General features: G+C 68.1%; 23 protein-coding genes. 14 read left to right on the forward strand and 9 right to left on the reverse strand.

Annotated features, from left to right (window positions below; genetic code table 11):
* The first annotated feature begins 19 nt into the window (after nucleotides 1-19).
* Nucleotides 20-1783, forward strand: coding sequence for a dynamin family protein (locus tag NC4_RS28800; protein ID WP_245721991.1), 1764 nt, complete (start codon nucleotides 20-22; stop codon nucleotides 1781-1783).
* 6 nt (nucleotides 1784-1789) lie between these two features.
* Here the strand turns inward: NC4_RS28800 and NC4_RS28805 are convergent, their stop codons facing one another.
* Nucleotides 1790-3844 (reverse strand): glycoside hydrolase family 15 protein, encoded by a 2055-nt coding sequence (locus NC4_RS28805; RefSeq protein ID WP_084529867.1) that lies wholly within the window; start codon nucleotides 3842-3844, stop codon nucleotides 1790-1792.
* Between the two features lie 65 nt (nucleotides 3845-3909).
* Here NC4_RS28805 and NC4_RS28810 point away from each other — a divergent pair, with 65 nt between their 5' ends.
* Both NC4_RS28810 and NC4_RS28815 read left to right on the forward strand, forming a co-directional pair.
* On the forward strand, nucleotides 3910-4146 hold the full coding sequence (locus NC4_RS28810) for a hypothetical protein (RefSeq protein WP_067544414.1): 237 nt from the start codon (nucleotides 3910-3912) through the stop codon (nucleotides 4144-4146).
* A 152-nt stretch (nucleotides 4147-4298) separates the two neighbouring features.
* Nucleotides 4299-4553 carry a hypothetical protein gene (locus NC4_RS28815; RefSeq protein WP_157555280.1) on the forward strand — a complete coding sequence of 85 codons (255 nt, stop codon included), beginning with the start codon at nucleotides 4299-4301 and terminating at the stop codon, nucleotides 4551-4553.
* A 12-nt stretch (nucleotides 4554-4565) separates the two neighbouring features.
* On the opposite strand, the gene NC4_RS28820 is transcribed toward NC4_RS28815, so the two are convergent.
* Nucleotides 4566-5627, reverse strand: a complete 1062-nt coding sequence (locus NC4_RS28820) for a M48 family metallopeptidase (protein ID WP_067544798.1) — start codon at nucleotides 5625-5627, stop codon at nucleotides 4566-4568.
* A 157-nt stretch (nucleotides 5628-5784) separates the two neighbouring features.
* On the opposite strand from NC4_RS28820, the gene NC4_RS44860 reads away from it, so the two are divergent.
* From NC4_RS44860 to NC4_RS28840, 5 genes are all read left to right on the forward strand, one after another.
* On the forward strand, nucleotides 5785-5940 hold the full coding sequence (locus NC4_RS44860; protein ID WP_369690799.1) for an Ms4533A family Cys-rich leader peptide: 156 nt from the start codon (nucleotides 5785-5787) through the stop codon (nucleotides 5938-5940).
* A 190-nt stretch (nucleotides 5941-6130) separates the two neighbouring features.
* The gene (locus tag NC4_RS28825) at nucleotides 6131-7174 is read left to right on the forward strand and encodes a sulfate ABC transporter substrate-binding protein (protein WP_067544418.1); all 1044 of its coding nucleotides are present in this window, start codon (nucleotides 6131-6133) and stop codon (nucleotides 7172-7174) included.
* A 35-nt stretch (nucleotides 7175-7209) separates the two neighbouring features.
* Nucleotides 7210-8100, forward strand: a complete 891-nt coding sequence (gene cysT, locus NC4_RS28830) for a sulfate ABC transporter permease subunit CysT (protein WP_084529868.1) — start codon at nucleotides 7210-7212, stop codon at nucleotides 8098-8100.
* The gene (gene cysW, locus NC4_RS28835) at nucleotides 8100-8906 is read left to right on the forward strand and encodes a sulfate ABC transporter permease subunit CysW (RefSeq protein ID WP_067544422.1); all 807 of its coding nucleotides are present in this window, start codon (nucleotides 8100-8102) and stop codon (nucleotides 8904-8906) included. The genes cysT and cysW overlap by 1 nt, the downstream gene beginning before the upstream one ends.
* Nucleotides 8903-9898, forward strand: coding sequence for a sulfate/molybdate ABC transporter ATP-binding protein (locus tag NC4_RS28840; RefSeq protein WP_067544424.1), 996 nt, complete (start codon nucleotides 8903-8905; stop codon nucleotides 9896-9898). The genes cysW and NC4_RS28840 overlap by 4 nt, the downstream gene beginning before the upstream one ends.
* A 312-nt stretch (nucleotides 9899-10210) precedes the next feature.
* Here the strand turns inward: NC4_RS28840 and NC4_RS28845 are convergent, their stop codons facing one another.
* Nucleotides 10211-11287: a CobW family GTP-binding protein gene (locus NC4_RS28845; protein ID WP_067544426.1), complete on the reverse strand. Its 1077-nt coding sequence runs from the start codon at nucleotides 11285-11287 to the stop codon at nucleotides 10211-10213.
* Nucleotides 11288-11523: 236 nt separating this feature from the next.
* Here NC4_RS28845 and NC4_RS28850 point away from each other — a divergent pair, with 236 nt between their 5' ends.
* The gene (locus NC4_RS28850) at nucleotides 11524-13308 is read left to right on the forward strand and encodes a PucR family transcriptional regulator (RefSeq protein WP_067544428.1); all 1785 of its coding nucleotides are present in this window, start codon (nucleotides 11524-11526) and stop codon (nucleotides 13306-13308) included.
* On the opposite strand, the gene pucL is transcribed toward NC4_RS28850, so the two are convergent.
* Nucleotides 13290-14210, reverse strand: coding sequence for a factor-independent urate hydroxylase (gene pucL, locus NC4_RS28855; protein WP_067544430.1), 921 nt, complete (start codon nucleotides 14208-14210; stop codon nucleotides 13290-13292). The genes NC4_RS28850 and pucL overlap by 19 nt on opposite strands.
* 183 nt (nucleotides 14211-14393) lie before the next feature.
* On the opposite strand from pucL, the gene NC4_RS28860 reads away from it, so the two are divergent.
* Nucleotides 14394-15602 (forward strand): solute carrier family 23 protein, encoded by a 1209-nt coding sequence (locus tag NC4_RS28860; protein ID WP_067544433.1) that lies wholly within the window; start codon nucleotides 14394-14396, stop codon nucleotides 15600-15602.
* A 64-nt stretch (nucleotides 15603-15666) separates the two neighbouring features.
* Here the strand turns inward: NC4_RS28860 and NC4_RS28865 are convergent, their stop codons facing one another.
* From NC4_RS28865 to NC4_RS28875, 3 genes are all read right to left on the reverse strand, one after another.
* Entirely contained in the window at nucleotides 15667-16086 is a 420-nt protein-coding gene (locus NC4_RS28865; protein WP_067544434.1) for a molybdenum cofactor biosynthesis protein MoaE, read from the reverse strand.
* Nucleotides 16079-17146, reverse strand: a complete 1068-nt coding sequence (moaCB, locus tag NC4_RS28870) for a bifunctional molybdenum cofactor biosynthesis protein MoaC/MoaB (protein ID WP_067544437.1) — start codon at nucleotides 17144-17146, stop codon at nucleotides 16079-16081. The genes NC4_RS28865 and moaCB overlap by 8 nt, the downstream gene beginning before the upstream one ends.
* Before the next feature lie 137 nt (nucleotides 17147-17283).
* Entirely contained in the window at nucleotides 17284-18489 is a 1206-nt protein-coding gene (locus NC4_RS28875; protein WP_067544438.1) for a molybdopterin molybdotransferase MoeA, read from the reverse strand.
* Nucleotides 18490-18575: 86 nt separating this feature from the next.
* On the opposite strand from NC4_RS28875, the gene moaA reads away from it, so the two are divergent.
* The 4 genes from moaA (at nucleotide 18576) to NC4_RS28895 (ending at nucleotide 21278) form a co-directional block, all read left to right on the forward strand.
* A complete protein-coding gene (gene moaA, locus NC4_RS28880; protein WP_067544440.1) occupies nucleotides 18576-19634 on the forward strand; it encodes a GTP 3',8-cyclase MoaA in 1059 nt (352 codons plus the stop codon).
* Entirely contained in the window at nucleotides 19627-19869 is a 243-nt protein-coding gene (locus tag NC4_RS28885; protein ID WP_067544445.1) for a MoaD/ThiS family protein, read from the forward strand. The genes moaA and NC4_RS28885 overlap by 8 nt, the downstream gene beginning before the upstream one ends.
* A gap of 5 nt (nucleotides 19870-19874) precedes the next feature.
* Nucleotides 19875-20240: an iron chaperone gene (locus NC4_RS28890; RefSeq protein ID WP_067544448.1), complete on the forward strand. Its 366-nt coding sequence runs from the start codon at nucleotides 19875-19877 to the stop codon at nucleotides 20238-20240.
* A 63-nt stretch (nucleotides 20241-20303) separates the two neighbouring features.
* A complete protein-coding gene (locus NC4_RS28895) occupies nucleotides 20304-21278 on the forward strand; it encodes an aldo/keto reductase (RefSeq protein ID WP_067544450.1) in 975 nt (324 codons plus the stop codon).
* 78 nt (nucleotides 21279-21356) lie between these two features.
* Here the strand turns inward: NC4_RS28895 and nadE are convergent, their stop codons facing one another.
* Both nadE and NC4_RS28905 read right to left on the reverse strand, forming a co-directional pair.
* A complete protein-coding gene (gene nadE / locus NC4_RS28900) occupies nucleotides 21357-22196 on the reverse strand; it encodes an NAD(+) synthase (protein ID WP_067544452.1) in 840 nt (279 codons plus the stop codon).
* A 9-nt stretch (nucleotides 22197-22205) separates the two neighbouring features.
* Nucleotides 22206-22835, reverse strand: a complete 630-nt coding sequence (locus tag NC4_RS28905; protein WP_067544454.1) for a TetR/AcrR family transcriptional regulator — start codon at nucleotides 22833-22835, stop codon at nucleotides 22206-22208.
* Nucleotides 22836-22903 lie beyond the last annotated feature (68 nt).

Below are 22903 nucleotides of genomic sequence, written 5' to 3' on the forward strand. Positions count from 1 at the left end.
CGCCGAACGCGTTGCCGTCGTGAAGAATCCGGATGCGATGGGCCCGCTGCTGGAGCTGCTCGACGAGCTGCTCGGGCACACCCACGCCGCGGGCCGCGCCGATCTGACCTCGCGGCTCGGCCTGGCCCGCGCCCGCATTGCCGATCCGCGGGTGCGGCTGGTCGTGGTCGGCGAATCCAAGAGCGGTATGAGCACGCTGGTCAACAGCCTGGTCGGGGCGCGAGTCAGCGCCACCGACAGCGCCGTCAGCGTGCCGGTCATCGCCGAGTACGGGCAGCGGGCCACCGCCACCCTGGTGAAGGCCGGTGACGGCGGTCGCGCCGAACGCGAGCCGGTGGATCCGGTGACCGTGCTCGACGCGCTGAACTCCGATGTCATCCGCGCCGAGTTCACCCAGCCGAGCCCGCTGCTGGCCGAGGGTTTCGTCCTGCTGGACGCGCCCGGTTCGCCGTCGGAGACCCCGGCCACCTGGTCGCTCATCGCGGCCGCCGACGCCGTCCTCTATGTCGCCGATGCCAGCGCGCCGTTCACGCCCGAGCAGATCACGCAGTTCCAGCGCATTCAGCAGGTGTGCCCGACGGTCATCTGCGTGCTCAACAAGATCGACCAGTACCCGCAGTGGCCGCAGGTCCAGCAGCGCGATCGGGAACTGCTCGATGAGGCCGGTCTGGCCTTCGCCGTCGCTCCCGCCTCGGCGCTGCTGCACAATCAGGCGGGCAATCCGCGCTCGGATCTGGAATCCGGTGTGCCGCAACTGCTCGAGCACCTCCGCGGGTATGTGCTGGGCCGGGCCGACGCGGTGGCCGCCGAGGCCGCCGTCGGCGATATTCGCGTCATTACCGACCATCTGGCCCTGGCCCTGCGCACCGAGGCCGAAACCCTGCGCGATCCGCGCCGCTACTCCGCCATTACCGAGCAGCTGCGGCGCACCCGTGAGGAAGCCGAGCAACTTCGCCAGCGCACCGCCAATTGGCAGGTGACCCTCGCCGACGGCGCGGCCGAATTGATGGCCGATACCGAACACGATCTGCGCCACCGCCTGCGCAGCCTGATTCGCGATGCCGAGGCCGACATCATGAAGCGCGATCCGGCCAAGCGCTGGAAGGACTTCGGCGCGGATCTGGACGCCAAGATCTGCGAGGCGGTCGAGGAGAACTTCGTCATCGCCCACTACCGCTCGGTGGAGCTGTGCGAGCAGGTGGCGGCCAAGTTCCCCGAGAGCGGCATTCCCACGCCCGATCTGCGCCTGGACAATCCGGGCGAGGTGGGTGCGGTGCTGGAACCGGTGGCCGCCCTCGACGCGCTGGTGAGCGGGAAACCCGCTGTCACCGAAGGGTTCCTGAGTTCGCTGCGCGGATCCTACGGCGGCATCCTCATGGTCGGCCTGGCCACCAGCCTGCTCGGCATGCCCCTGGTGAACTGGTATTCCGCGGGCGCGGGCGTGCTGCTGGGCGGCAATGCGTTCTGGGAGTACCGCAAGGGCCGCAAACAGCGCCGTCAGGCCGAGGGCAAGCTCGCGGTGGCCCGGCTCATGGACGATGTGATCTTCCAGGTCTCCAAGGAATCCCGCTATCGGCTGCGCGCCGTGCAGCGCAGCCTGCGCGACCATTTCACCGAGATCGCCAATGAGACACTGCGTTCGGTGGATGCCTCGCTGCGCGCCGCGGAGGAGGCCGCGGCCGTGCACTCCGGGCAGCGCCGCGAATACCGCCTCACCGAGATCGAGACCTCGCTGGTGCGCCTGCGCGATCTGCGCGAGCGCGCCGACGCACTCAGCGAGTAGCGGGCGCTACCGCCATGGGTGGGCCGGGTTGAACTGGCCCGCCCGGTTGGATTCCTCGGCCCGGATGACGTGCATGACGGCATTGATGAGCGCCAGATGGGTGAACGCCTGCGGGAAGTTGCCCAGATGGCGGCCGGTGACGGCGTCGATCTCCTCGGCATAGAGCTTGAGCGGGCTGGCATAGCCGAGCAGTCGTTCCAGCAGCTGGCGGGCGCGCGCCAGCTCGCCGATCTCCACGAGCGCGGAGACCAGCCAGAACGAGCAGATGGTGAATGAGCCCTCCTCGCCGTAGAGGCCGTCGTCGGTGGTGTCGGTGCGATAGCGCAGCACCAGGCCGTTCTCGGTGAGTTCGTCGGCAATGGCCAGTACCGTGGCCCGGACGCGGTGATCCTCGGGCGGCAGGAAGCGCAGCAGCGGCACCAGCAGCAGCGAGGCGTCGAGGGTGTCGCCGCCGTAGGTCTGGGTGAAGATGCCGTCGGCGTTCACGCCGTGATCGAGGATATCGGCGTGGATCTCGTCGGCGATATCGCGCCATTTCTTGGCGTAGTCGAATTCGCTGTGCAGTTCGGCCAGTTTCGCGCCGCGATCCAGCGCCACCCAGCACATCACCTTCGAACAGGTGAAGTGCTGCGGTTCCCCGCGCACCTCCCAGATGCCGCGATCGGGATTGCGCCAGTTCTCGATTGCCGCCTGCACCTGTCGTTCCAGCATGGGCCACAAGGTTTCCGGTACCTGGCGGCGTGACTTCACGTGCAGCCAAACGGAATCCAGCAGGGTGCCCCAGATATCGTGCTGATCCTGGTTGTAGGCGCCATTGCCGATGCGCACCGGCCGGGCGTGGTCGTAGCCGTCCAGGTGCGTCAGCTCGGATTCGGTGATCCGGCGTTCGCCGCCGATGCCGTAGAGCACTTGCAGCGGAATGGCTTTGCCATTGTCGTCGGTGGCGACATCGTGCAGGAAGGCGAAGAAGTCATCGGCCTCGCGGTCCAGGCCGAGGGTGTACAGACCCCAAAGCGCGAAGCTGGAATCCCGAACCCAGGTGTAGCGGTAGTCCCAATTGCGTTCTCCGCCCGGCGTTTCCGGCAGCGATGTGGTGGCCGCGGCCAGCAGCGCGCCGGTCGGCGCGTAGGTGAGGCCCTTCAGGGTGAGCGCGCTGCGCTGCAGATGCCCGCGCCAGGGATGATCGGGGAAGCGGCCCAGGGTGATCCACTGCCGCCAGCATTCGGTGGTCAGCCACATCTTCTCCGCCGCCTCGGCGAAGGTGCGCGGCGGCGGCAGCTCCGACCAGGACAGCGCCACGAAGATCTGATCGCCCTCCTGCATGCGCTTGCGGGCGCGCGCCTCCCGGCCCTCCAGTCCCAGGCGCAGATCGGTGGTGAGCGTCAGAGTGGGGGAGCCTTCGATATCGCAAGTGGCGCTTGCTTTCTCGTAGACGTCACCGCTGTACTCCCAATGCGCCGGACCGCGGTGGTAGTCGAAGGCGGGTTCGCAGCTCATCTCCAGTTCCACCGTGCCGTTCACGCATTTCACGGTGCGCAGCAGAATGTGCTCGGCATCCCAGTCCATGGGGGTGCGGCGATGGGTGCGGCTGCGGGCCTTGTTGTTGTGCCAGGGCCCCAGTACCAGGGCGTCGCGCACGATGAGCCAGCCGGTTTCGGTTTGCCAGGTGGTCTCCACAATCAGCCCGCCGGGCAGATACCGCCGCGCCGCGGGCACATTGCGGCCGTAGGGGCCGATCCGGAAATGACCGGCGCTGCGATCCAGCATGGCGCCGAAGATGCTGGGGGAGTCCGGCCGCGGCACGCACATCCACTCCACCGAACCATTGCGGGCGATGAGGCAGTTGGTCTCGCAATCGGACAGGAAGGCGTAGTCGTCGATGGGCGGATACGGCGAGTGATGACTCACACCGACCGGTACGGATGGCAGGTAGCCGTCGGTGCCCGGCACATCGGGCCGGTCCACCGAATCCCGAGGCGGCTCCAGTGGACCTGGGCCGGGGCCGTCATAGCTACTGCCGAGCGGTCTGTCGTTCGACTCCGGTTCGTCGTAGGACTCCATCACACCATGATCTGTCCGTTCGGCCCGAATCGTCCACCATGGAGTTCTGGGCGTAGGTTGGTGTCGTGCATCGGATTGCTGATTGGTGGGACGGCGTCGAACTGTGGGTGGCCGGTCTGCCCTTCGTTCCCCAGTTCGCCGTGGTGCTGGCCGCCATGGTGCCCGTCTGCTTCGCCATCGCCTACCTGCTGGACCGTGCGCTGCGCGTCGCCCTGCGCACGCTGGGCCGGGATCGGGTGGCGGCGCAGGAAGTCGCGGCCCCCGTTGCCGAACCCCGCCGCACCTGGAAGGAAGCCGCCTGATGCCGCGCTCGCGCGTCCAGCTCGCCCTGATCGCCCTGCTCGTGCTCGTCGTGGTCGCCTGGCTGTTCACACGCTGAGTTCGCTGGCTGTTCACCAGGTCGAATCGGGTTTCCCTACGTGTCGGTCGGACCCGGCGCGTAGTTTGCTGCACCATGTCAACCACCGATGAAGGCATGGAACTCGAGACGCTGCTCGTCGACGAGGAATTCGACGACGAGCCGCGCCTGATCGCGACGCACACCTGCGGCCCGGAGGAGGCCGTCGACATGGTGAAGGCGGCGCAGCTGCTGGGCCTGGGCGTCCGGCTCACCAACCGCATCCGCATCGACGAGGACGATGCGGAATCCGCCACCGAGGAATGGGTTCTGGACATCCTCGAGACCCCGCCCATGGCGGACGACGAGTAGCGACGGCGGTGGCTAGTCCCCCGAATTCCCCTGGTCCCGCCACTCGCTGAACCGTTTGCCGATCTTCGACACGGTCTCGCTGACCTCCTGTCCCACCGTGCCGACCGCGGACGCCGCGTCCTTGCCCAGGTTGCGCACGGTGCGGATGAGGGGATCCTCGGACTGGTCGAAGTTCTGGCGGTAGGTGCGAGCGGCTTCCTTGACCTGATCGCCGATCTTGGCGTTCTTGTCCTGATCCCGGGTCGGATAGCGGCCGTCCAGAATGCGGTCGTAGTCACCGCTGGTGATCCAGCGGCGCAACTCCGCCGCCCGCAGCACCGAGAACGGGTGCGACTGCAGTTCCAGATTCAGCAGTTTCAGCACGCCGTCGCGCAGATCGCCGGACTTGTCGTAGTCATCGGCCTGCTGCAGGAATGCCGCATGGCTCATCTCGTCCACGTGAGAACCGCCCGCCAGCTTCATGTGCACCCGCACCGACGCGTCCACGTCCTGGCCGCACAGCAGCCCGGCGCGATCGCCGGAGAGCTCGGATTTACGGCTCCACTCCATGAGCGCGGCAATGATGGCGCGCAGCGCCCACCCGCCGATGGGCACCCAGCCGATGCCCGCGGCCAGCCGCATGAGATGCATGAGCATGGTGCGATACACCGCGTGCCCGCTCAGCGCGTGCCCGAGCTCGTGGCCGACCACGAAGCGCAGCTCCTCGCGATCGAGCAGATCCAGCAGCCCCGTGGTGAGCACGATGAACGGCTGATCCATGCCGATGGTGAAGGCATTGGCCTGCGGATCCTGCAGGACGAACATCTCGGGCTTGGTGTGCGCGTCCAAGATGCGCGCGCAGTCCTCGCGCAGATGGTGGATTTCGCGGAACTGCTTGTCGTCCACCCGCACCGCCGTGGCCAGGTACAGCAGCCGATGCTGCCGTTCGGCCAGCAGCCCGGACAGCGTGCGCAGGACGGTGTCGAACCCGCTCAGCGAGCGCAGCGTCACCAGCGCGGTGCGGTCGGCGGGATGCTCCCAGGCACGGGTGGATATGCCGGGGAACTCCCGGCGGATGCGGTCGGGACTTGTCATGAATTCCCCCAGCGGACAGGTGCGTTGCCGTGCGGCACCGCTTCGCCCTACATACTGCCGCGTGCGGCGGATGATGTCCCGCGCGTTCGCGGCGAGCACCGCGGAATCCCCACCGCGAGCTTCTCACTATCTGGAATTGCGTTCCGATGATCGAGAAATGAACCCGCGGCGCCGTGCTCACGAGGATTGGCCGCCTACGGCGGCGCTCTGCTACAGTTCGCCCGTGTCGTCGAGTGCTCTGCCCCGGGTCCGCCATGAATTGGCGTTGATCGCTGTGGGCTGCCTCGCGGTCGCGGACATTCACTGTCGTTGATTGCCGACCGAGCTCCGCTGCGCGTCCCCCTCAGTAGACTGGCGCGCGTGCCTTTCGCAGCTGTGCTCGTAATCCGGCGGCCCTCGGGCCGATGACGCGACCGCCCACGTTCGCCCGGGCGGGTCTACGGCAATCCCCAGTATTTCCGCCGATGATCTCCGACTCGGCGGGCGGTAGGAAAGGTCTACCGATGTCCCGCAGTACCAGACTCTCTCGTCGTTCCGTCGCCGTGGCGCTCACCGCGGTCGTGGCCTCCGTGCTGACCGCGTGCGCCGGTGGCTCCAGCGACGTGGTGAACGGTGACACCTCCGGCGGCGGCGCCGACATCAAGCTCAATCTGTACGGCTATGCGGTGCCGAAGCCCGGTTTCGACAAGGTGATTCCGGAATTCACCAAGACCGACGCTGGTAAGAACGTCGAGGTGCTCGGCTCCTACGGCGCCTCGGGCGATCAGTCCCGCAAGGTCAAGGACGGCGCCGAGGCCGATGTCGTGAACTTCTCCGTCGAGCCCGACATCACCCGCCTGGTGGATGCCGGTCTGGTCGACGCGAGCTGGAATGCCGACGCCAACAAGGGAATTCCCTTCGGCTCCGTGGTCGCCATCGTGGTGCGCAAGGGCAATCCCAAGGGCATCAAGGATTGGGACGATCTGCTGAAGCCGGGCGTCGAGGTGGTGACCCCCAACCCGTTCTCCTCCGGGTCGGCCAAGTGGAACCTGCTCGCCCCGTACGCCGCCAAGAGCGATGGCGGCAAGAACCCGCAGGCCGGGCTGGACTACCTGTCCCAGCTCGTCTCCTCCGATCACGTGAAGGTGCAGCCCAAGTCGGGCCGGGAGGCCACCGACACCTTCCTGCAGGGCGTCGGCGACGTACTGCTGAGCTACGAGAACGAGGCGCTGTTCTCCGAGCGCAAGGGCGATCCCATCGAGCACATCATTCCGCCCACCACCTTCAAGATCGAGAACCCGGTCGCGGTCCTCAAGAACAGCAAGAACCCGACGCAGGCCCTCGCCTTCAAGGACTTCCTGTTCACCCCCACCGCCCAGCTGGCCTGGGCGCAGGCCGGATTCCGGCCGGTGGACCCCAAGGTGACCGCCGCCTTCGCCGACGACTTCCCGACCCCGCAGAAGCTGTGGACCATTGCCGACCTCGGCGGCTGGAAGACCGTGGACAAGGAACTGTTCGCGCAGGGCACGGGCTCCGTGGCGATCATCTACGACAAGGCCACCAAGTAGTCGGGTGAGCTGGACCACACAGGATACTTGGCAACGTGAACGACAGTAGTGGGAACGCTCGCGCCGGGCAGGGCGCGAGCGTGGCGGGGGAAAAACCCGCGCCCAGCCGCCCGAGACGCTTCTCCTGGCTGCGGGTGACCGGCTCGGTGGGGCCGCTGGGCATCGCCACGGTGGTGCTGTGGCTCAGCATCATCGTGCTGCTGCCCCTGGCGGCCATGACCGTCGCCTCCTTCGACGACGGCTGGGCCGGATTCTGGGATGCGGTGACCGCGCCCGCGGCCATCGATTCGCTGCGGGTGACCGTCTTCGTCTCGATCGTCGTCGCGGTCATCAATGTCGTGATGGGCACGCTCATCGCGTGGGTGCTGGTGCGCGACGACTTCCCCGGCAAGGGGATCGTCAATGCGCTCATCGACCTGCCGTTCGCCTTGCCGACCATTGTGGCCAGCATCGTCCTGCTGTCGCTGTACGGGCCGCAGAGTCCGATCGATATCCAGCTCAATGCCACCCAGCCGGGTCTGGTGGTGGCGCTGGCCTTCGTGACGCTGCCGTTCGTGGTGCGCTCGGTGCAGCCGGTGCTCATCGAGGTTGATCTGGAGGTCGAACAGGCCGCGGCCTCGCTGGGCGCGGACAATCTGACCACCTTCCGCCGCATCGTGCTGCCCACGCTGGCCCCGGCCATTATCAGCGGCGGCGGGCTGGCCTTCGCCCGCGCCATCGGCGAATACGGGTCGGTGGTGCTGATCGGCGGCAATATTCCGCGCGAGACGCAGATGGCCTCGCAGTACATCCAGCAGCAGATCGAGGTGGACCGGCCGGTCAATGCCGCCGCGGTATCGGTTGCGCTGCTGGTCATCTCGTTCGTGACCCTGCTGATCCTGCGGCTGTTCGCGGACCGCGCGGCGCGCAAGGAGCAGGAGAGCTGATGAAACTTTCCGCGCTGACCCGTATTTCGCTGCGTTCCGTGGCGCTGGGGTATCTGCTCATTCTGCTGGTACTGCCGCTGGTGATCATTCTGTGGCGCACCTTCGAGGACGGCATCGGGACCTTCCTCGACTGGATCTCCACGCCCGCCGCGATTTCGGCGTTCAACCTGTCGATGATCATTCTGGCCATCGTGGTGCCGGTGAACGTGGTGTTCGGCATTCTCACCGCGCTCGCGCTAGTGCGCGGCCGGTTCCCGGGCCGGAATCTATTGCAGGGCTTGGTGGATCTGCCGTTCGCGGTATCGCCGGTCGTGGTCGGCGCCTCGCTCATCCTGCTCTGGGGTGCGGGCGGCTGGTTCGGCGGGCTCGAGGATCACGGGCTGAAGGTGATCTTCAATCTGCCCGGTATGGTCCTCGCGACCATCTTCGTGACGCTGCCGTTCGTGGTGCGCGAGGTCGAGCCGGTGCTGCACGAGATCGGCGACGATCAGGAACAGGCAGCCGCGACCCTGGGCGCCTCGCGCTGGCAGACGTTCTGGCGCATCACCCTGCCCGCCATTCGCTGGGGTCTCACCTACGGCGTGGTGCTCACCGTCGCCCGCTCGCTCGGCGAATTCGGTGCGGTGATCATGGTTTCCACCGCCCTGCCCGGTAAATCGCAGACCCTCACCCTGCTCGTGCACGGCCGCTACGAGGACCACAACACCCAAGGCGCGTACGCGGCGGCGACCCTGCTCATGGGCATCGCCCTCATTGTTCTTCTCCTGATGACCCTCCTCGAACGCAAGCGGGGCACTGCCAAATGATCACCGTGACCAATGCGAACAAGAACTACGGTTCCTTCGCCGCCCTCAATGACGTCAGCCTGGACATCCCGTCCGGCGAGCTGACCGCGCTGCTGGGCCCGTCCGGATCCGGCAAGTCGACGCTGCTGCGCTCGATCGCCGGACTGGAATCCCTGGACAACGGCATCGTCACCATTGCCGGGCGCGATGTCACCCACGTGCCGCCGCAGAAGCGCGATATCGGCTTCGTCTTCCAGCACTACGCTGCGTTCAAGCACATGACCGTGCGCGACAATGTCGCCTTCGGCCTGAAGATTCGCAAGCGGCCCAAGGCCGAGATCAAGAAGAAGGTCGACGAACTCCTGGAAATCGTCGGCCTCGACGGCTTCCAGCATCGGTTCCCTGCACAGCTCTCCGGCGGCCAGCGTCAGCGCATGGCGCTGGCCCGCGCCCTCGCCGTCGACCCGCAGGTGCTGCTGCTGGACGAGCCCTTCGGCGCCCTCGACGCCAAGGTCCGCGCCGATCTGCGCCAGTGGCTGCGCCGCCTGCACGAGGAAGTCCACGTCACCACCGTGCTGGTCACCCACGACCAGGAGGAGGCCCTGGATGTGGCCGACCGCATCGCGGTGATGAACAAGGGCCGCATCGAGCAGGTCGGCAGCCCCGAGGACGTGTACGACCGTCCCGCAAACGAATTCGTCATGTCCTTCCTGGGCGCGGTGGCGAGACTGAACGGGCACATGGTCCGTCCGCACGACATCCGCGTCGGCCGCGACCCGTCCATGGCCCTGGCCGCCCACGAGGGCACCGCACAATCCGCGGGCGTCACCAGAGCCACGGTCGAGCGAGTCGTCCACCTGGGCTTCGAAGCGCGCGTCGAACTCCGCAATGCCGCCACCGGCGATCTCTTCACCGCACAGGTCACGCGCGGTGACGCCGAAGCGCTGCATCTGGCCGAAGGTGAGACGGTCTACGCGCGGGCCACCCGAATTCCGGAGCTGCCCGTTTCGTGAGCCGCGGCGCTCTCGTGGGTTGTGGCGCTTTCGTAGATCGTGGCGCTAGGACAGGCCACCCGACATGCTCGCCAATCCGAGCGCCTGAATGGCGGTGGAAATCGCGGAGAGCACCAATTGCACAGAACCCATGACCGAACTCCTTGTCTATGAGGGAGAACGAGACACAACGGGCGTACGTACCTGATCGTACGTGCCAGTTGGTTCCATCGGGGTCAGAAAATGTGAAACGTCATCGACCGGGAAATGGTGGCGGGGTTTATCGGCGTGTCGCCGCCATCAGCTCCCGGTCGTGGGTGTTTCACACTGGCGTCACTCGCTCCAGGAGGGTTCGGGGGTGACGTAGCGCCAGATCGGCAGGAGCGCTTCGTCGTTGAGGGGCTCGGGGGAGGTGTGGGCGGTGGCGTCGAGGCGGGCGGTGATGGCGGTGGCGTCCAGACCGGTGCCTATGAGGACCAGGGTGCTGGTTCGGGGCTCGTGGCGGGCCCAGGTGGTCGGTTCGATGGTGATGTGGCGGCCGACCATGTGCAGCAGGAACTTTCGCTGATCCTCGGTGGCGAAGGCCAGGACGCCCTTGGCGCGGAACAAGCCGGGCGGCGGGTCCTCGAGGCCGGCGATCAGCTCGCGCGGATTGAGATCCGTTGTGCTGGTGAAGGACACGCTGTCGTAGCCGTCGTGCAGATGCCGGTGGTCATGGCATTCGTGGCCGGTGCAATCGTGTTCGTGCTCATCGTGTTCGTCGTGGAAGAGTTCGTCGAAGCTGAGTTGCTCACCGACGTGGGGCTCGCCGCTGTCCCGTGCGGGGATATCGAAGAGCAGCCCGGGATCGACCCGCCCGTGGCTGGTCGGGTACACCGGCACCTGGCCGACGAGTTCGCTTATCTCCGTTCGCAATTGCTCCAACGCGCCGGGCTCGACCCGATCGGCCTTGTTCACCACCACCAGATCCGCCATCCGCAGATGCGTGCCCAGCTCCGGATGCCGCGCGCGACTCTCGCCGAAATGCTCCGCGTCCACCACCTCGATCAGCCCGCCGTACCGAATCCGCGGATTGTCGCTCCCGCTCACCATTCGAATGAGATTCCGCGGCTCCGCCAGCCCACTGGCCTCCACCACGATCACATCGATCTTCTGCCGCGGTTCCGCCAGCCGGTCGAACAGCCCATCCAACTCACTCACATCGACCGCGCAGCACACGCACCCGTTCCCCAGCGACACCATGGCATCGACCTGCCCCGCCACCAACATCGCATCGATATTCACGGCCCCGAAGTCGTTCACCACCACCCCGATCCGCACACTCCGGCTCCGCAACAGCCGATTGAGCAGCGTGGTCTTCCCGGCCCCGAGAAATCCGGCCACGATCAGAACAGGAATCCGCCGACTCATCCCGACCACCCTACCGATCCGCGCGGTTGCGTCGAATCCGCCACCGGAAACGGGCCGACCAGCGATAGTGGTGCCTACCTTGGCCGCGATCTACGGTGTGGGGCCGTAGTTGAGGCGGCCGCAGCATCGCCGAAACGTCGCGGCAACACTGGCGTCCTACCGTGACGCCAGTCGGTCCGATCACGGGAGGATGCGCCGTGCGGGTGCGGGATTTCTTGGACGCGCCGTAGTTGCGGATGCGGTTGCTGCACGGGGATCCGGCGGCGCTGGAGCGGTCGGTCGCCCGGGTGTGCGCGACCGATATGCCCGACCCGCGGCCGTTCGTCACCGCGGGGGCGCTGGTGTGCACGGGGCTGGTGTGGCGGCGGGATCCGGCGGACTCGGATCACTATGTCGGAATGCTGGCCCGCTCGGGAGTGGCCGGAGTCGTCGCGGGGCAGGCATTGCACGGGCACGTCCCCGACGATGTGGTCGCGGCCTGCGCGCGGTCCGGGTTACCGCTGCTGTCCGCGCCGCAGAGCGTGCCCTTCAGCCGGATCATCGAGCATCTCGCCGAGCAGGCGGCCGAACTGCGCTGGCAGCGCGTGCAATCCAGGGTGGATCGGCAGCGCAGGCTCATGGCCGCCGTCGCCGCGGGAAGCGGCATCGGCGATCTGCTCGCGGACATCTCGTCGGAACAGGACGTTCCGGCCTGGCTGGTGACGGCGACGGGTCGTGTGATCGCCGGATCCGGACCGCTGTCGGACGAGGACCTCGACCGCATCATCGCGACAGCCCTCGGCGCGCCCCGCCTACCCGCCGTCACCGCCGGTGCCCTGCGCATCTTCCAGGTCGGCAACGGTGACCGAATCACCGCCTGGTACCTGGTCATCCGCCCCACCACCGACACCGACTCCTCCGGCGCAGATCTGGCCGCCATCGCCGAGCTCTACCGCCAGCGAGCCGCGGACCGCCTGCACCTGGACTGGGAACTCGGCGACCGTCTCCCGCGCGCCGACCGCGCCAGCGTCCCAACCGTCGCTGTGGTCGCCGAAATCCATCCGACCGCGCCCGTGCCTCCCGCCCTCGCCGCCACACCGAATCCCGGTCCGAGTCCGCGCGCTGCCCGGTTACCTGCCCCGGCCGATCGCGTGGTCGCCGAACTCGACCTCGCCGACGATCGCTCGGGCGACTCGGCTCCCGCCGGGCATGAACCCGGCGGTGGAGTTCGCGATCGACGGAACGCCAGCGGTGCGGTATCGGATCCGGACCGCACCGTGTGCGAGTTGGATGCGGACCGCAGAGCGTCCGGGGCGGGTGCGGGCGCGCACGGTTCCGGGGTCGCGCGCGGGCTTGACGGGGTGGTGCTCGGGGGCGCGGCGGTGAGTAGCCGTGGGGCCGGGGAGGTTTCCGATGGGGCGTGGGTCGGGGCGGTCGGTGTGGACGGGGTGCGGGCGGCATTGCACGATGTGCTGCCCGATGCCAGTACCTCGATCGATCGGGATGGTCGGCTGGTGGCTGTGGCGGCGGGGACCCAGGACGAGATTGTGGGGTTGCTGCGCAAGGGGATTGGGCGGTTGAGTCCCGTGCTCGCAGGTGTACGGCTGGCATTGGGGGTCAGTGCGCGGCAGCGGGACGAATCGCTGTCCGGTGCGATTGCGGCGGCTGCTGCGGCGGCCGCGACCGCTCATGACGACGATGCGGTGGTGAGTGTTCGGCCCGCCGATATCGATTCGGCGGTGGGGCTTTTCACCGCCGTACCGGGCGGGTTGCAGCGGCGGTTCGCGGAGCGGGTGCTGGGGCCGGTGGTGGAGTACGACCGGCGGACGGGGGCGGGGTTGCTGGAGACATTGGAGGTGTTTCTGGGGTGCGAGGGGTCCTGGCGGCAGGCGGCGGAGCGGATGCACCTGCATCTCAATACTGTTCGGTATCGGATCGGGCGGGTGGAGGAGCTGACCGGGCGGGATCTGGGGCGGCTCGACGATCGGCTCGATCTGTACCTGGCGGTGCGGACGCTGAGTGGTCAGACCGCGCCGGTGTAGGGGTCCCAGGAGGTGCCCGGATCGGGGGCGTCCTCGCGCAGGACGGCGGCTTGGATGAGGCCGTAGGGGCGGTCGTCGGCGTGGAAGACCTCGTTGTTGTTCTCGACGCCGAAGCGGGACAGGTCGAAGTACCAGTGGTGTTTGTTGGGGGCGGACATGCGGATCTCGGCGAGGCAGGGGAAGGCTTCGAGGGCGGCGGCGCCCATATCGAAGAGGGTCTGCTGCAAGGCTTTCGAGTGTTCGGTGGCGAACTTCTCGATCATGACCGAGCGGATGCCGGAGTAGGTGGCGTCCCAGTCGGCGGGCGGGGTGGCGAAGCGCCAGTGGGCGGTGAGGCTGGTGGCGAGAATGCGGTCGGAGGCGGGTTCGAGGACGGTGTAGGGGTCGGTCAGGAAGCCGGTGAATTCGGAACCGGTGGATTTGAGGATCACCAGGTCCTTGACGCCGCCTATGACCCATTCCTGTTGCGCGGCGGCCTTGCCGCTCACCGTGATCGCGGCGAGCCGCACCTCCGGGCCGATGCGCGTCCAGGTGTGGTCGTGGCCCGCGCCGCGCACCGGAACGTGTTGCCAGGCATACTCTTCGATCTCGATGCGGGCCGAATCCACCGGCGCCACGTCATCGACGAAATGCCGGGCCAGCGCCAGCCCGTAGTCCTCGATGCTGCCGTCGCCGTGCTCCTTGGCATAGGAGTAGATGGTCTGCTTCTGCGTATCGGTGGGCAGCACCGCGCCCTGGTCGCCGGTGGTGTGCGCCTCGTCGAACGCGCCACGCAGGCACGACGATACGTTCAGATCACGGATCTCGTGCCGATCGCTGTCGCGGTGGATGCGCACCACGCGGTTCTCGGCCTTCCCGTACTGGTGCGGGCCGAGCACGATCTTGCCGGTCATTTCGGACATGGCTGCCTCCCGTGGTCGATGAACACCTTGCCTCACCCTGGCCGACCCGCGCCGCCGCACACGCTGGTTCCGAAGACAAAACACACCGGCCCGGGCACACTCCGATTCGGCCGAACGGACAAACCCCCGGACCGGCGCGGCTGCCTACCCTGACCACGAACCGACGCGCCGCAAGGAGCCACCATGACCTCGCCCCATCCCGTCGACACCCGGCTGCCCTGGCATCGGCTGCTGGTGTTCGGCATCCAGCACGTCCTGATCATGTACACCGGATGTGTCACCGTCCCACTGGTATTCGGCGCGGCCGCTGGCCTGGACAAATCCGTCGTCGCCATGCTGATCAGCGCCGACCTGCTGGTCGCGGGCGCGATCACGGTGGTGCAGAGCCTCGGACTGGGGAAGTTCGCGGGCGCGAAACTGCCCATCATCACCGGCGCCACCTTCGTGGCCATGTCGCCCATGATCCTCATTGCCAAGGAGTACGGCCTGCCCGCCGTCTACGGCTCCATGCTGCTGGGCGGCCTGCTCGGCCTGGCGCTGGCCTGGCCCTTCGCCATGATCGTGCGCTTCTTCCCGCCCCTGGTCACCGGCACCGTGCTCACGGTGGTGGGCATCTCGCTCATCGGTGTGGCGGGCGTGCTCATCGCCATTCCGATGGGGTTGGTCAAGCTCGACGGCGTGGGCGCTACGGCGTGGCTGGGCACCCCGCATCCGTTCTACTTCGGCGCACCGGAATTCCCGATCACCGCCGTGGTGGCCATGCGCATCGTGATGGCCGTGGTCTTCGCCGAATCCACCGCCAGCATGCTCGCGCTCGGTGAGATCACCGGCAAGAAGGTGGGCCGCGCCGATATCGCGCGCGGTCTCGCGGGCGACGGTCTCTCAGCCGTGCTCGCGGGCGTCTTCAACTCGTTCATCGACACCGTCTTCAACCAGAATGTCGGCGCGGTCGCCCAGACCCGCGTCTACAGCCGCTATGTCACGGCCGTCTCCGGTGGCCTGCTGATCCTGCTCGGCGTGGTGCCCCGCTTCGGCGCGTTCGTGGCCGCGGTGCCCAAGCCCGTGGTGGGCGGCGTGGGCCTGGTGCTGTTCGCCACCATCGCGGTCATCGGCATCGACACCCTGCGCAAGGCCGACCTGACCGATCGCGTCAACCTGACCATCATTGCCGTGGCCATCGGCATCGGCCTGGTTCCGGTCCTCACCAAGGGCATGTTCGACAAGTTCCCGTCCGCGGCCGAGATCCTGCTCAACAGCGGCATCACCCTGGCCGCCGCCACGGCTTTCGCGCTCAACCTGCTGTTCAACCACACCAAGCTGGGCGACTTGGCGCGCGGCGCAATGGGATCCGCACCAACCGAACCGGAGCCACAGGACCCGATTACCGCGTAGCGCCCGGGGAGGTCTCGAGGGGTTTCAGGGGCGAAGCCCCTGCGAGCCCCCCCGAGAGCCGGGGTCATCCGCAGGCGTTGACCCACTCCGACATGCCGTCGGCGAACAGCTGCCGCTTCCAGATCGGCACCTCGTGCTTGATCCGATCCACCAGCTCGGCGCAGGTGGTGAAAGCCTCCCCGCGATGCGGAGCCGCCACCGCCACGGTGATCGCGAGATCCCCGACGGTGAGCGCGCCGATGCGATGCACCGCCGCCACCGGCAGCCCCGTCGACGCGGTGAACTCGTCGCAGATCCGGCGCATGAACTTCTCCGCATCCGGGTGCGCCGAGTATTCGAGGGCCGAAACCGCCTGCCCGCCATCGTGATTGCGCACCTTGCCGGTGAACACGACCACGGCCCCGTGCTCCGGCTCGCTCACGGCCTTCTCGACCTCGTCCGGATTCAGCGGCTGTTCGCTGATCCGCACCAGCAGTTCACTCATGGTCGCCTCCTCCGGCCACCTGGGCCAGCAAATGCTCGAGCAGCGGTTCCAGCACCGCGATTCCATCCTTCACACCGCCCGGCGATCCGGGCAGGTTCACGATCACGGTGCGCCCGGCGAGTCCGGCCACGCCTCGGCTGAGTGAGGCCAGCGGGAACTTCGCGGTCCCGCGCTGCCGAATCGCCTCCGCGACCCCCGGCAGCTCACGATCCAGCACGGCCAGCGTGGCCTCGGGCGTCGCATCCGTGGGCGAGGCCCCCGTCCCGCCGGTGGTGATCACCAGCGCCGGTTCCCCCGCCAAGACCTCCGACAGCCCATAGGCGACATCGGCGTCGGCGTACACCCGCGGCACGCCCACCGAAAACCCCAGTCCGGTAAGCCATTCCGTCAACTTCGGCCCGGTCGTGTCGGTACGGGATCCAGCCGCCGCCCCCGTGGACGCCACGAGCACGACCGCGGCGCGCCCCGCCCCGAACGCCGCGGCTCCAGCGTCTCCCGCCTGCTGCGGCTCGGAGCCGTGCGCCTGGTGCGAGGTTGGATGCGAATCCGCGTGGCCCGCACCCGCATTCACGCCGCCCTCCGGAGCTCCTCCGGGGCGCACCCAATGCCCGTGCTTCCCACCGTCTTTGGTGAGCAGCCGCACCCCGGTCAGCATTGCTGCCGGATCCACCGCCTTCACCATGTCGTGCAGCGTGAGCCCCGCGACGGCGACCGCCGTCAACGCCTCCATCTCAACCCCGGTGGGCCCCTTGGTCTTGGCCGTCGCCTCGATGGTGATGCCGTTCTCCGTGAACCCGAACGTCACATTCACCGAAGACAACGCCAGCTGATGACACAGCGGAATCAACTCCGAAGTCTTCTTCGCCCCATTGATCCCCGCCAGCCGCGCCGTGGTCAGCACATCCGCCTTGGGCATGTCATCGGCCCGCACCAGCTTCACGACCTCCGCGGTCGTCACCAACTCCCCGGCCGCCACCGCCACCCGCGCCGTCTCGGCCTTGGCGCTCACATCCACCATGCGAGCGCGACCTTCCTGGTCGACATGGGACAACTCACTCATACCCCCAGCCTTCCACAGCCACCCGCGTCGTCGCGTCTGTGGTCATCCACCGAACCCGTCCGCCTTCCCGGGAATCCCTCGTGCGATCACCCGAGTAATCGCGGGCCGTCGACGGCCCGGGGCCGCGCGAGTCGGGGCTACAGCTGCTGGACGGAGACGATCGTGCCCGCGGGGAGTTCGGTGGCGGTGGCGGGGATATCGATGAGGACGTCGGCCTGGGCCATGGAGGCGATCAGATGGGAGCCCTGTCCGGCGACGAGTGCGACGCCGGTCTCGGTGCGGCGGCCGCGCAGGAACTGGCGCTTTCCGGCGGGGGAGCGGACCGGGTCCAGGAGAGGCAGGTCGGTCGTCTCGATCTCGGGCAGTCCGGCCAGGCGGCGCAGGAGCGGGCGGGCGAAGACCTCGAAGGAGACCATGGTGCTCACCGGGTTGCCGGGGAAGCTGAGGACGGGGACGCCGTCGATGACGCTGACGCCCTGGGGTCCGCCGGGTTGGATTGCGACCGGGCCGAATTCGCCGCCGAGCGGGGTGAGGACATCCTTGACGACCTCGAAATCGCCCATGGACACACCGCCGGAGGTGAAGACGAGGTCGGCGTCCGCGGTCGCCTCCGCCAGACGCCGCCGGAATTCGTCGTGGTTGTCGGTCGAGTGCGCGAGCGAGACCACTTCGACGCCGTTGTCGGCCAGCGCGGCCGCCAGGGCAATGCCGTTGGAGTTGTAGATCTGCCCGGGGAGCAGCGGGTATCCGGCGGGCACCAGCTCATCGCCGGTGGTGAGGACGGCGGCGCAGACGCGGCGGGTGACCAGCAGGTCGGGCAGGCCGACGGCGGCCAGGGCGGCGATATGGCGGGGATACAGCACGGTGCCCGCGGCGACGAGCAGCTCACCGGCCCGCACATCGGTACCCGGCTCGCGGACGAAGTCCCCGGCGGCACGGGATTTCTCGATGGTGACGGCCTCGCCGTGCACCGTGGTGTGTTCGACGGGCACCACGCAATCCGCACCCTCGGGGAGAGGCGCACCGGTCATGACCTTGAGCGCCGCGCCCGCGGGAAGGGTGAGCTCGCCGGTGTTCCCGGCCGCGACCACGCCCGCCAACGGCAGCGTCGCGGGCACGATGGCCACCGATTCCGCGCGCACCGCATAGCCGTCCATCGAGGAATTGCGGAAGACCGGCAGGTCAAGAGGGGAGTACACATCCTCGGTGAGTCGCCGTCCGAGCGCCTCGGTCATGGGCACGCGCTCGCTGGTGCGGGCGGTCAGCGGGCTCAGCAGATTCTCGATGCGTTGCCGGTGGTCGTCCACGGACCTCGCCGGGGCGAGAGTGTGCCGATAGCTCATATGGCTGAGCCTAATGCCTGTTCGCTGTAGAAAAATTGAATGATTCCACAACACGACTGGGTCCTGAGACCGGTAATAATGGTCGAATGACCGTCGTCGCTATGGGAATGCCCGCAGTACGAACTGGGCGCCCCTCGATGGACGGGCGGCCCGACACCCCGTACCTGGTGGATCGTTTCGGCCGGATCGGCCGGGACCTGCGGGTGTCGATCACCGAGAAATGCTCGCTGCGCTGCACCTATTGCATGCCGGAGGAGGGGCTGCCGCCCATTCCGGCCGATGAACTGCTGACCGCGGACGAGATCGTGCGCCTGGTGGTGCTGGCCGTGCGCGAACTGGGTGTGCACGAGGTCCGCTTCACCGGCGGCGAACCGCTCATGCGGCGGGATCTGGAGCGGATCATCGCGGGCTGCCGCGCGGAGCTGCCCGATATACCGCTGGCCATGACCTCCAATGGCGTGGGACTCGAGCACCGCGCCCGCAAACTCGCCGAGGCCGGGTTGAACCGGATCAATGTCTCGCTCGACACCGTGGACCGCGACGGTTTCGCGCGCCTGACCCGGCGCGACCGCTTGGACTCGGTGCTCGCCGGAATCCGCGCCGCGCGCCGGGCGGGCCTGACGCCCATCAAGGTCAATGCCGTGCTCATGCGCGAAACCCTCAGCGGCGCCGCCGATCTGCTGCAGTGGTGCATCGACGAGCAGGCCGAACTCCGCTTCATCGAGGAGATGCCGCTCGATGCCGACCACGAGTGGGCGCGCGCGAACATGATCACCGCCGAGGAACTCCTCGAAGTCCTCGGCCAGCGCTTCACCCTCACCGAGGTCGGCCGCGACGACCCCTCCGCGCCCGCCGAACAGTGGCGGGTCGACGGCGGCCCGGCCACCGTGGGCATTATCGCCTCGGTGACCCGCAGCTTCTGTTCCGATTGCGACCGCACCCGCCTCACCGCCGACGGCCGCATCCGGTCCTGCCTGTTCAGCGATCAGGAATACGACATTCGCGCGGCCCTGCGCTCCGGCGCGAGCGATGCCGATATCGCTACCCTGTGGCGCGGCGCCATGTGGAACAAGTCGGCGGGGCACGGCATCGACGCCGCCGGTTTCGTCCCGCCCACCCGGACGATGGGAGCAATCGGTGGTTGAGGTCCGTTACTTCGCGGCCATAGCCGACGCGGTAGGCAAGTCCAGCGAAACCCTGGACTTCCCGCCGGGAGCCACCATCGCCGACCTCCGCACCGCCCTGTCCACCACCTACGGCCCGGACCTCGACCTGATGCTCAAGGTCTGCGCCTACCTCATCGGCGACGAACTGACCCGTGACGCCGCCACCCCGCTGACCCCCCGGGTCGACGTCCTCCCGCCTTTCGCGGGCGGATAACCGTCATGGTGCAGAGCGCGGCGGCCACCGTCGATGCCTACCTGGCCGAACTGCCCGCCGACCGCCGCGCGGCCCTCACCCGCCTGCGCGACCTCTGCCGCACCGAACTCCCCGGCTTCACCGAGGCCATGGCCTACGGCATGCCGTCCTACCAACGCGACGGCACCGTCGAGATCGGGTTCGCCAGCCAGAAGCAGTACATCTCCTTCTATCTGATGCGCACCGCCGTCCGCGACGCCCACGCCGACCGGCTCGCCGCCCACGATATGGGCAAGGGCTGCCTCCGCTTCCGCAATCCGGCCAAGATCGACTTCGACCTGATTCGCGACCTGCTGGCCACCACCGCCGCCACCCGCGGTCCCATCTGCTGAGCCCCCGGAGACTGGCCCTGCCAGGGGATCCCTACGGCCGCGAGCTCCGGCGAGACTGGCCGCATGCTCCGATACCGTCTCTTCGGCACCACCGGCCTGCGCATCTCCGAGCTCATTCTGGGCACCATGGCCTTCAGCGACCCGGCCGAGTCGAAGCGCATCATCGACGCCTATGCCGACGCGGGCGGCAATGTCCTCGACACGGCCTCGGCCTACGGGGACGGTGAGGCGCTGCTCGGGGAAATCCTCACCCGCCGCGACCGTTTCGTGCTCGGCACCAAATACACCCTGAGCCGGGACCCGGACGACCCCAATGCCTCCGGCAATCACCGCAAGAACCTGCGACTTTCCCTCGACCGCAGCCTGCAGCGCCTGCGCACCGACTACATCGACATCTACTGGGTGCACCTGTGGGATCGGCACACGCCCCTCGAGGAGACCATGCGCGCCCTCGACGACGCCGTGCGGTCGGGCAAGGTCCTCTACATCGGCATCTCCGACGCACCCGCCTGGGTGGTGGCCCGCGCGAACACCCTTGCGCAGTGGCGTGATCGGACCGAGTTCGCCGGTCTCCAGGTCCCCTACAACCTGCTGACCCGCGATATCGAACGCGAACTGCTGCCCGTGGCCGAAGCATTCGGCATGACGGTCACGGCGTGGGCTCCGATGGCGGCCGGAAAGCTCACCGTCACCGGTGCGAGCCGCCGCGTGGACGCCTCCACCCTGACCGACCGCGACCGCGCCGCCGCCTCCGCCGTGGCGAAGGTCGCCGCCGAACTGGGCGCGACCCCCGCGCAGGTCGCGATTGCCTGGACCCGCCACCATTCCCGCGCGGTCGTCCCGATCATCGGCGTCAGCACCGCCGACCAGCTCACCGAGAACCTCGCCGCCGCCGAACTCACCCTCCCCGCGGAAGCGGTCCTCGAACTGGAGTCCGCCGCCCCGTTCGAACTCGGCTTCCCGGGCGACTTCATCGCCGAATGCGAACCCCACCCCTACGCCTTCGGCCACGCCGCCACCCGACTCGACCCGCGCTGACCCGTCGCCGCCCTGCGTCCGGCTATGACCGTGCCCGCTCCGCGGTGGCGGAGCGGGCACGAGAAGTGCGGGACCGGGCTACTTCCACCAGGTGTCGAGCGGGGTCACGGGGACCGCTCGCTTGTGGAGGGTATTGCGGAAGATCGTTTCCACGCGCTCGGCGACCTCGGGGGTGACGTCCTTGCCTTCGAGGTAGTCGTCGATCTCGGAGTACTTCATGCCCAGGGCCTCCTCGTCGGGGAGGGCGGGGCGGTCGTCTTCCAGATCGGCGGTGGGGACCTTCTGCCAGACGCTGGGCGGTGCGCCGAGCTCCTGAAGCAGGGCCGCGCCTTGGCGTTTGGTGAGACCGGTCAGCGGGGTGATGTCCACGCCGCCGTCGCCGTACTTGGTGAAGAACCCGGTGACCGCCTCGGCGGCGTGATCGGTGCCGACGACGAGCAGGTTGAGCTGACCGGCCACGGCGTACTGCAGCACCATGCGCTCGCGGGCTTTGATATTGCCGCGCACGAAGTCTCGCAGCCGGGTCTCACCGCCGAGCAGTTCGTCGATGCCGTAGGCCGCTTCCTCGGCCGCGGCGTCCGCGCTGGGTTTGACGTTCACGACAATCGACTTGTCGGGGACGATGAAGCGCAGGGCGACCTGGGCGTCCGCCTCGTCGGCCTGCACGCCGTAGGGCAGGCGCACGGCGACGAAGGTGGCCTCGCGGCCCTCGGCGCGCAGTTCCTCGGCGGCCAGCTGGCACAGCCGCCCGGTCAGGGTGGAGTCCTGGCCGCCGCTGATGCCGAGCACGAAACCCTGTGCGGGAGTGGACCGTAGATAATCCTTGAGGAAGTCGATGCGGCGCCGCACTTCGGTTTTCGGTTCGATGGACGGCAGCACGCCCAATTCGGCGATGATCTGTTCGCGCAGGTTCCCCATGGCCACACTCTACTGCGTGGTCGCGGGGACGACGCGGCGGACGAGCGCCTCCCAGCTATCGCCGATCTGCTCGCGCGAGTAGCCCAGGTCGCGCATCTGATGCAGCACCAGCGCGGCCTCCAGGGAGGCGAGCAGAGTGTCGGCGAGCAGCGCGATATCGCTGGGCGCCCCGGCCTGGCGCAGCAGCATCGAGACGTGGGTTCTGATCAACGCGTAGGGCGCGCCCGCATAGTGCTGCGGCAGATTCGTCGCCGCGCGCAGCACATCGCCCTCGATCTCGGTGTGCGACAACCGGTCTCGCCCGAACGCCACCAGTCGCTCCAGCGGCGGCGCGCCGGGCCCCAGCGGCGGCGGCCCGAACATGTACGCGCCCTGCAGTTCCCGATCGGATTCGTCCAGTAGCGCGTTCATCAGCCCGGCCCGGCTGCCGAAGCGCCGGAATACCGTCCCCTTGCCGACGCCCGCCTGCCGGGCGACCGCGTCCATGGTGTCGGCATCCGCGCCGTACTGTCGTATCAGCTCGGATGCCGCGTCCAGCAAGAGTTTTCGATTGCGCGCGGCATCGGCGCGCTCGGGGGTGACGGATCCGGCCAGCGGCAGCGAGCCGCCGACCGGCAGCGCCGGTGTGTGTGGTGTCACGTCGTCGCCTCCTGTGCCCGGGATGAAAGTGGACCACGGTCCGGTTAGATGCTAGCGTAAGCGCGGCA

Origin of the sequence: Nocardia crassostreae (assembly GCF_001613405.1) — a bacterium.
Taxonomy (GTDB): Bacteria; Actinomycetota; Actinomycetes; order Mycobacteriales; family Mycobacteriaceae; genus Nocardia; species Nocardia crassostreae.